The organism is Frankia sp. CgKIO3 (genome assembly GCF_977946435.1).
The window spans coordinates 1-7,049 of sequence record NZ_CDWTMO010000189.1 but is presented as its reverse complement, the minus strand read 5'-3'; the positions used below and the strand labels follow the sequence as shown (position 1 = coordinate 7,049).

At 68.8% G+C, this 7,049-nt stretch carries 7 protein-coding genes; 2 read left to right on the top strand and 5 right to left on the bottom strand.

Annotation, left to right across the window (positions count from 1 at the left end):
- On the bottom strand, positions 1-677 hold a 677-nt coding region (locus tag AC08OJ_RS17270), incomplete at its 3' end, for an ATP-binding protein (RefSeq protein ID WP_476596268.1).
- Positions 678-1,055: 378 nt separating this feature from the next.
- Between AC08OJ_RS17270 and AC08OJ_RS17265 the strand changes: the two genes are divergently transcribed.
- Positions 1,056-3,248, top strand: a complete 2,193-nt coding sequence (locus AC08OJ_RS17265; protein WP_476596267.1) for a DEAD/DEAH box helicase — start codon at positions 1,056-1,058, stop codon at positions 3,246-3,248.
- Positions 3,249-3,265: 17 nt separating this feature from the next.
- Here the strand turns inward: AC08OJ_RS17265 and AC08OJ_RS17260 are convergent, their stop codons facing one another.
- From AC08OJ_RS17260 to sdhC, 4 genes are read right to left on the bottom strand one after another with little or no spacing between them, the layout of a single operon-like run.
- Entirely contained in the window at positions 3,266-3,964 is a 699-nt protein-coding gene (locus AC08OJ_RS17260; protein WP_462186658.1) for a succinate dehydrogenase iron-sulfur subunit, read from the bottom strand.
- Positions 3,964-5,718, bottom strand: coding sequence for a succinate dehydrogenase flavoprotein subunit (gene sdhA, locus AC08OJ_RS17255; protein ID WP_476594212.1), 1,755 nt, complete (start codon positions 5,716-5,718; stop codon positions 3,964-3,966). The genes AC08OJ_RS17260 and sdhA overlap by 1 nt, the downstream gene beginning before the upstream one ends.
- Before the next feature lie 48 nt (positions 5,719-5,766).
- The gene (locus AC08OJ_RS17250) at positions 5,767-6,231 is read right to left on the bottom strand and encodes a succinate dehydrogenase hydrophobic membrane anchor subunit (RefSeq protein WP_476594211.1); all 465 of its coding nucleotides are present in this window, start codon (positions 6,229-6,231) and stop codon (positions 5,767-5,769) included.
- Complete coding sequence (sdhC, locus tag AC08OJ_RS17245; protein ID WP_476594210.1) at positions 6,231-6,626, bottom strand: succinate dehydrogenase, cytochrome b556 subunit; 396 nt, start codon at positions 6,624-6,626, stop codon at positions 6,231-6,233. Before sdhC ends, AC08OJ_RS17250 begins: the two co-directional genes overlap by 1 nt.
- A 263-nt stretch (positions 6,627-6,889) precedes the next feature.
- On the opposite strand from sdhC, the gene AC08OJ_RS17240 reads away from it, so the two are divergent.
- Positions 6,890-7,027: a hypothetical protein gene (locus AC08OJ_RS17240; RefSeq protein ID WP_462203784.1), complete on the top strand. Its 138-nt coding sequence runs from the start codon at positions 6,890-6,892 to the stop codon at positions 7,025-7,027.
- The last annotated feature ends 22 nt before the right edge of the window (positions 7,028-7,049 follow it).

Here is a 7,049-nt window from a genome sequence, read left to right as displayed (position 1 = left end):
TCCTTCGCGTTGATTCCGGCGGTTTCGTACAGCGTCTTGCTGTTCACTACACCGGCGGAGTTCAGAGCCAGGACCTCGAAGTATCGTCGTAGGCGATACGGGTCACGGTTCTCATGGAGAATTTCGACGTCACGGGTGAGAAGCTGATCCAGGTAGCTTTCCAGCCAGTAGCCGCGGGTGCGGTCCGAGAGGTGCAGTGCGGCTTCGGGGAATCCGCTTTGCAGGGCCATCTCGACGTAGCCGCGAAGGTCTGGTGCGCCTGACGGCACGACCAGCAAATCCGCGCCGCTTGTCGCGATTCGATCAAGGAAGGTCGTCCTGTCGACTCGGCCGATGATCTCTTGTATGGTGAGACCGGTCATAGGCACTCTTACCAGGCGGCCGGTGCCGGGCCAGTTGTCGGCTTCGAGATCCGTTCGTACGGAGCCGGCGACGATGAAGCGGCCGGGCCGGGGCTCGGAATCGACCGCACGTTTGATCGCGCCGAGCACCGTCGGAACCATCTGCCACTCGTCCAGAAGAATCGGTTCTGGAAGTCCGCGGAGAGCGGCGTCGGGATCCGCGGTGAACGGGACAGCCTCGCGTGGTTGATCGAGAAGGATAACTGTGCGGGCATGCCGGGCCGCTGTCGTGGTCTTGCCGGTGGCCCGCGGCCCGACGACCAGTAGTGCCGGCAGTTCCTGCAGAAGATCACGGATCAGGCCGTCGACGAGCCGTGGGAGGTAGGGCCGATTTATGATTGAAGGCTACCAACTTCACGCACTGGCTAGTACCAACCTCCCGCAAATACTGGTACTAACATGCCGCGGTCGCTCCGCCTCGGGCCGTCGCGGCCGTACCCCGGTGGTGACCGTGCCCAGGCGGGGCCGGGTTCGCGGGTGTCGATCGCTGGGATGCTGCTGACCGCGGCCCACCACGCCGTCTCCGGTGCGGAAGCGGCTGTGACCTGGGACGATCCGATCTTGTCGGTGGCGTCGGGTAGACACCTCTCATGGCAGCAGACGAGACGACCTCCGCGCTTCCGGTGGCTTCCGGCCCGGCGTCGCCGGTCGCGCATGCTCCGGACCCGGCGGACCCCGGTGCCCGGTGGGCTGCGGGAGCGCGCGGAGGAGCTGCTGCGGGCGCTTGCCGGGCCGGCCGCGGCGTTGCGCGAGGACCAGTGGCAGGCCATCGACGCGCTCGTGACCCACCGGCGCCGGGTGCTGCTCGTCCAGCGCACCGGTTGGGGCAAGTCGGCGGTGTACTTCCTCGCCACGGCACTGCTCCGCGGTGCAGCGGGACGCGCTGCTCCGACGGTGATCGTCTCCCCGTTGCTCGCGCTCATCCGCAACCAGGCGGCGGCCGCGGCGAGGCTGGGCATCCGCGCCGGCGAGATTCACTCCGGCAATGTGACCGAGTGGGACGAGGTCTACGCGGCGTTGCGGTCGGGCGAGCTCGACGTGCTGCTCGTCGGGCCGGAGCGGCTGAACAACCCGACCTTCCGGGACGACTACCTGCCCGAGCTCGCCGCTACCACCGGGTTGCTCGTCATCGACGAGGCGCACTGCATCTCCGACTGGGGGCACGACTTCCGGCCCGACTACCGGCGGCTGCGTACCCTCGTCGCCGGGCTGCGTCCGGGGGTCCCGGTGCTGGCCACGACGGCCACCGCCAACACCCGCGTGGTCGAGGACGTCAGTGAGCAGCTCGGAACCTCCGCTCCCGCCGGCCCAGCGTCCGCCGGGACGTTGGTGCTGCGCGGGAGTCTCGATCGGGAGAGCCTGCGGCTCGCGATCGTGTCGCTGCCGCAGGCCGAGCACCGGTTCGGCTGGCTCGCCGACCATCTCGGCGAGCTGCCCGGATCGGGGATCGTCTACACGCTGACGAAGGCGGCGGCGGAGGAGCTGACCATCTTTCTGCGCGGTCAGGGTCATGCCGTCACCACGTATCACGGTGGCACCGAGGCGGCCGAGCGCATCGCCGCCGAGGAGGACCTGCTCGCGAACCGGGTCAAGGCACTGATCGCCACCAGCGCGCTCGGAATGGGCTTCGACAAGCCGGACCTCGGCTTCGTCGTCCACGTCGGGGCTCCGTCGTCGCCGATCTCCTACTATCAGCAGATCGGCCGGGCCGGCCGTGCGCTCGATATGGCCGAGGTCGTGCTCCTCCCGGCGGCTGAGGACCGGGACATCTGGCGCTACTTCGCGGACACCTCTTTTCCGCCGGAGCACGTCGTCCGCCGGGTGCTCGGAGTGCTCGCGGCCGCCGACCGGCCGCTGTCGACCCAGGCGTTGCTCGCGTCCGTCGACCTCGGCCCCAGCCGGCTTGACCAGATGCTGAAGGTTCTCGACACCGACGGGGCGGTCCGGCGGGTCAGGGGCGGCTGGGCGAGTACCGGTGAGCCCTGGTCGTACGACGAGGAGCGTTACCGGCGTGTCGCCGCGGCACGGTCTCGGGAACAGCAGGCGATGCTTGACTACATCGTGACGACCGGCTGCCGGATGGAGTTCCTGCGCCGGCAGCTTGACGATCCCCACGCGGCGGCCTGCGGGCGGTGTGACCGGTGCACCGGTCGGTCGTGGTCGTCCGCGGTCTCGGAGTTCTCGCGGACGCGGGCCCGGGATGAGCTGTACCGGGCGGGCGTCCCGGTCGAACCGCGGCGGATGTGGCCGACGGGGATGGGCCGGCTCGGGGTCGACCTGGCCGGGCGTATCCCGGCGTCGGCCGGTGCCGAGCCCGGGCGGGCGCTCGCCCGACTCAGCGATGTGGGCTGGGGAAACGGGCTGCGCCCGATGTTCACGCCTGCCAGCCTCGCTGTGCCCGGCTCCGCTGTGCCCGGTGCCCTCGACGGCCCGCTTCCCGGCGATCTCGTCGAGGCGGTGGTCGCGACGCTCGCCGGTTGGGGATGGCAGCGGCGGCCGGTGGCCGTCGTGTCGATCGCGTCCCGGAGCCGGCCCCGGCTCGTCGCGAGCCTCGCCGAGCGCATTTCCACCATCGGACGCCTGCCGCTGCTGGGGCAGCTCGACCGGGTCGCCGACGGGCCGCACACCGGGCAGGTGCACAACAGCGCACACCGGCTCGCCGGCCTGTGGAATGCGTTCACCGTCTCCTCGGCCCTTGCCGCCGCCCTGGGCGATCTCGGCGGTCCGGTGCTGCTCGTCGATGATCGGATCGTCACCGGCTGGACGATGACGGTCACCGCTCGACTGCTCCGGCAGGCCGGAGCGCCGTCGGTGCTGCCGTTCGCGCTCGCGGTGGACACCGCATGACCGGCTGGGAGGAAGGCTCAGACGCGGCGGAACAACAGCGCCCGCTTGACTTCCTGGATGGCCTTGGTCACCTGGATGCCGCGTGGACAGGCGTCGGTGCAGTTGAAGGTGGTCCGGCAACGCCAGACCCCCTCGCGTTCGTTGAGGATCTCCAGGCGTTCGTCGGTACCGGAGTCACGGCTGTCGAAGATGAACCGGTGGGCTGCGACGATCGCCTGCGGGCCGAAGTAGTCGCCGTCGGTCCAGAACACCGGGCACGCGGTGGTGCACGCCGCGCACATGATGCACTTGGTCGTGTCGTCGAAGCGGGCCCGGTCCTCGGCGGACTGCAGCCGCTCGCGGGTCGGCTCGTGGTCGTCAGTGATCAGGTAGGGCTTCACCGCCCGGAACGCGTCGAAGAACGGTTCCATGTCGACGATGAGGTCCTTCTCCACCGGCAGACCTTTGATCGGCTCGATAGTGATCTCCGAGCCGAGGTCCTTCACCAGCACCTTGCAGGCGAGGCGGTTGGCGCCGTTGACCCGCATCGCATCCGAGCCGCACACCCCGTGCGCGCAGGACCGGCGGAAGGCGAGCGTCCCGTCGAGGTTCCACTTGACCCACATGATCGCGTCGAGCAGCCGGTCGCTCGGATCGAACGGCACCTGGTAGCTCTCCCAGTGCGCCTCGTCGACCGTCTCCGGGTCGTAGCGACGGATCTTGAGGGTGACTGTCATCAGTACTTGCGCTCCATCGGCTGGTAGCGGGTCATGACAACCGGCTTGTAGTCTAGGCGGATCTCCGCCTCCGGCGAGGCGGCCACCAGCGGCCCCGACCGGTAGGCCATCGTGTGGCGCATGAAGTTGACGTCGTCCCGGTTCGGGTAGTCCTCACGGGAGTGGCCCCCGCGGGACTCGTTGCGGGCCAGCGCCCCGACGACCAGGACCTCGGCGAGGTCCAGCAGGAAGCCGAGCTCCACCGCTTCGAGTAGTTCGGTGTTGTAGCGACGCCCCCGGTCGGACACGCCCACCCGTTGGTAACGCGTCTTGAGGCCGGAGATGTCGCTCAGCGCCTGCTTGAGCGTCGCCTCCGTCCGGTACACCGAGGCGTTGACGTCCATCGACTCCTGCAGCTCGCGCCGGATCGCAGCCGCGTTCTCGGTTCCGGCGCCCGCGCGCAGGCGTCCGAGCAGGTCCTCGACGAACGACGCCGGGTTCTCCGGGAGGTCGGCGTGCCGTGCGGTCGCGTTCGCGTACTCGGCGGCGGCGATGCCGGCCCGCCGGCCGAATACGTTGATGTCGAGCAGCGAGTTGGTGCCCAACCGGTTCGCGCCATGCACGGACACACACGCCACCTCGCCGGCCGCGTACAGACCGGGCATGACCGTGTCGTTGTCCGCGAGCACCTGCGCGTCCACGTTGGTCGGGATGCCGCCCATCGCGTAGTGCGCCGTCGGCTGGATCGGGATCGGGTCGTTGTACGGTTCGATGCCGAGATAGGTCCGGGCGAACTCGGTGATGTCGGGCAGCTTCGCGTCGAGCTGCTCCGGCGCCAGGTGGGTGAGGTCGAGGTAGACGTGGTCGGCGTCCGGGCCGCAGCCGCGGCCGGCACGGATCTCGGTGTAGATGGCGCGAGCCACCATGTCGCGTGGCGCAAGGTCCTTGATGGTCGGGGCGTAGCGCTCCATGAAGCGTTCGCCGTCCTTGTTGCGTAGGATTCCGCCCTCGCCGCGGGCACCCTCGGTGAGCAGAATCCCCATCTTCCAGATGCCGGTCGGATGAAACTGGAAGAACTCCATGTCCTCCAGCGGGATGCCCCGCCGGAACGCCAGACCCATTCCGTCACCGGTCAGCGTGTGCGCGTTGGAGGTGACCTTGAAGACCTTGCCGAAACCGCCGGTGGCGAACACCACCGACTTGGCCTGGAAGACGTGGATCTCGCCGGTCTTCAGCTCGTAGGCGACCACCCCGGCCGCCGCGCCCTCCTGCAGCAGCAGGTCGAGGACGTAGAACTCGTTGAAGAACTCGATGTCGTGCTTGACGCACTGCTGGTACAGCGTCTGCAGGATCATGTGCCCGGTGCGGTCCGCCGCGTAGCAGGAGCGGCGCACCGGGGCCTTGCCGTGGTCGCGGGTATGGCCGCCGAACCGGCGCTGGTCGATGCGACCCTTGGGTGTCCGGTTGAACGGCAGCCCCATTTTCTCCAGGTCGAGGACAGCGTCGATGGCCTCCTTCGCCATGATCTCCGCGGCGTCCTGGTCGACCAGGTAGTCACCGCCCTTGATCGTGTCGAAGGTGTGCCACTCCCAGTTGTCCTCCTCGACGTTGGCCAGGGCGGCACACATGCCGCCCTGCGCCGCGCCGGTGTGCGAGCGGGTGGGATAGAGCTTGGTGAGCACGGCGGTCCGGCAGCGGGTGCTCGCCTCGATGGCGGCACGCATGCCGGCTCCGCCCGCACCGACGATGACTGCGTCGTACCTGTGGACCTGCACGCCTACCTCCATCCGTCCGATGCTGGGGTCACGAGATCACCGGCGCGTTCAGATATCGGGATCGAAGGTGAAGATGACCAGGGTGCCGAGGGCGACGACCAGGAACGCCGAGGTATAGAGCAGCGTCTTCAGCCAGAACCGGGTCTGGGGCCGCCCGGCGTAGTCGTTGATGATCGTGCGCAGGCCGTTGGTGCCGTGCAGCTCCGCCAGGAGCAGCATCACCAGGTCCCAGGTGCGCCAGAACGGTGACGCCCAGCGGCCGGCGACGAACCCGAAGTTCACCCGCTGCACACCGCCGTCGAGGATGTTCATGATGAACAGGTGACCGAGCACCAGAAAGAACAACAGCAGGCCGCTGACCCGCATGAACACCCAGGCGTAGAGCTCGAAGTTGGTGCGCGCCTTGGCGCTGCCCGGCTTCCTCCGCCGGCGGGAGAGCCCGGGGGCGCGGGGCGCGACGAGTTCCGGCGCGCGCGGGCCCGCCGGGCCACCGGGGGGAGCGGTTGCCGTCATCAGGTCGTGCTCCCGAACAGCGTCTCGAAGGTGTGCAGCAGCATTCGGGAGGCGGCCGGAACCAGCAGCACGACGAAGATGACGAGCTCGACGTACAGCATCTGCTTCTGGTACCTCGGGCCGGACTCCCAGAAGTCGATCAACATGATCCGGATGCCGTTGAGGGCGTGGTACAGCACCGCCGCGACCAGGCCGACCTCGAGCAGGTTGACGACCGGGTTCTTGTAGACCTCGATCACCTCGTTGTACAACGTGGGGGAGACCCGGACGAGAGCGGTGTCGAGCACGTGGGCGAAGAGGAAGAAGAAGACCAGGACACCGGTGATCCGGTGGGCCACCCAGGACCACATACCCTCTCGACCGCGGTACAGCGTGCCCGCTGGTGCCTTCGGCAATGAAAGCTCCTCCGGATCGGCCCAGCCGATGGGCCGGAAAGGTCATGTCTGGGGGCGCTAGGGCGCCCCGACGCATCGTCGAGACGATGGTGCATCTCACCCAGATGCTAGTGCCGGGCCTGGTGGAGGGCATGTTCGGGCCGGGCGCGTCCGGGTGAACTCGGCCACAGGCGCACTGGGACGCCCCACCCCCGGGTTCCGGTGCCATTCGGTGCCGGCCCGCTCCCCGAGCCGTCCCTCGACCGGGTCGTCAGGGTACGAGGGTGGTGGTTTCGGTCGGCGCCGGTGCCGTCGTCGGAACGACGGGCGGCGTCGTGACCCCCGGAGAGGCCGATGCCGTCCGGCTCGGCGAGGGGGTGACCCGGTCGGGTGGTGTCTGGGTCGGTGGCGGGGAGGTCTGAACCCGGGTGCTCGGCTGGGGGG

Excerpts from the sequence above, each read along its gene's own strand:
- AC08OJ_RS17250 (WP_476594211.1), bottom strand. The coding sequence starts at position 6,231 with ATGACGGCAACCGCTCCCCCCGGTGGCCCGGCGGGCCCGCGCGCGCCG.
- AC08OJ_RS17265 (WP_476596267.1), top strand. The coding sequence starts at position 1,056 with ATGCTCCGGACCCGGCGGACCCCGGTGCCCGGTGGGCTGCGGGAGCGC.
- AC08OJ_RS17260 (WP_462186658.1), bottom strand. The coding sequence starts at position 3,964 with ATGACAGTCACCCTCAAGATCCGTCGCTACGACCCGGAGACGGTCGAC.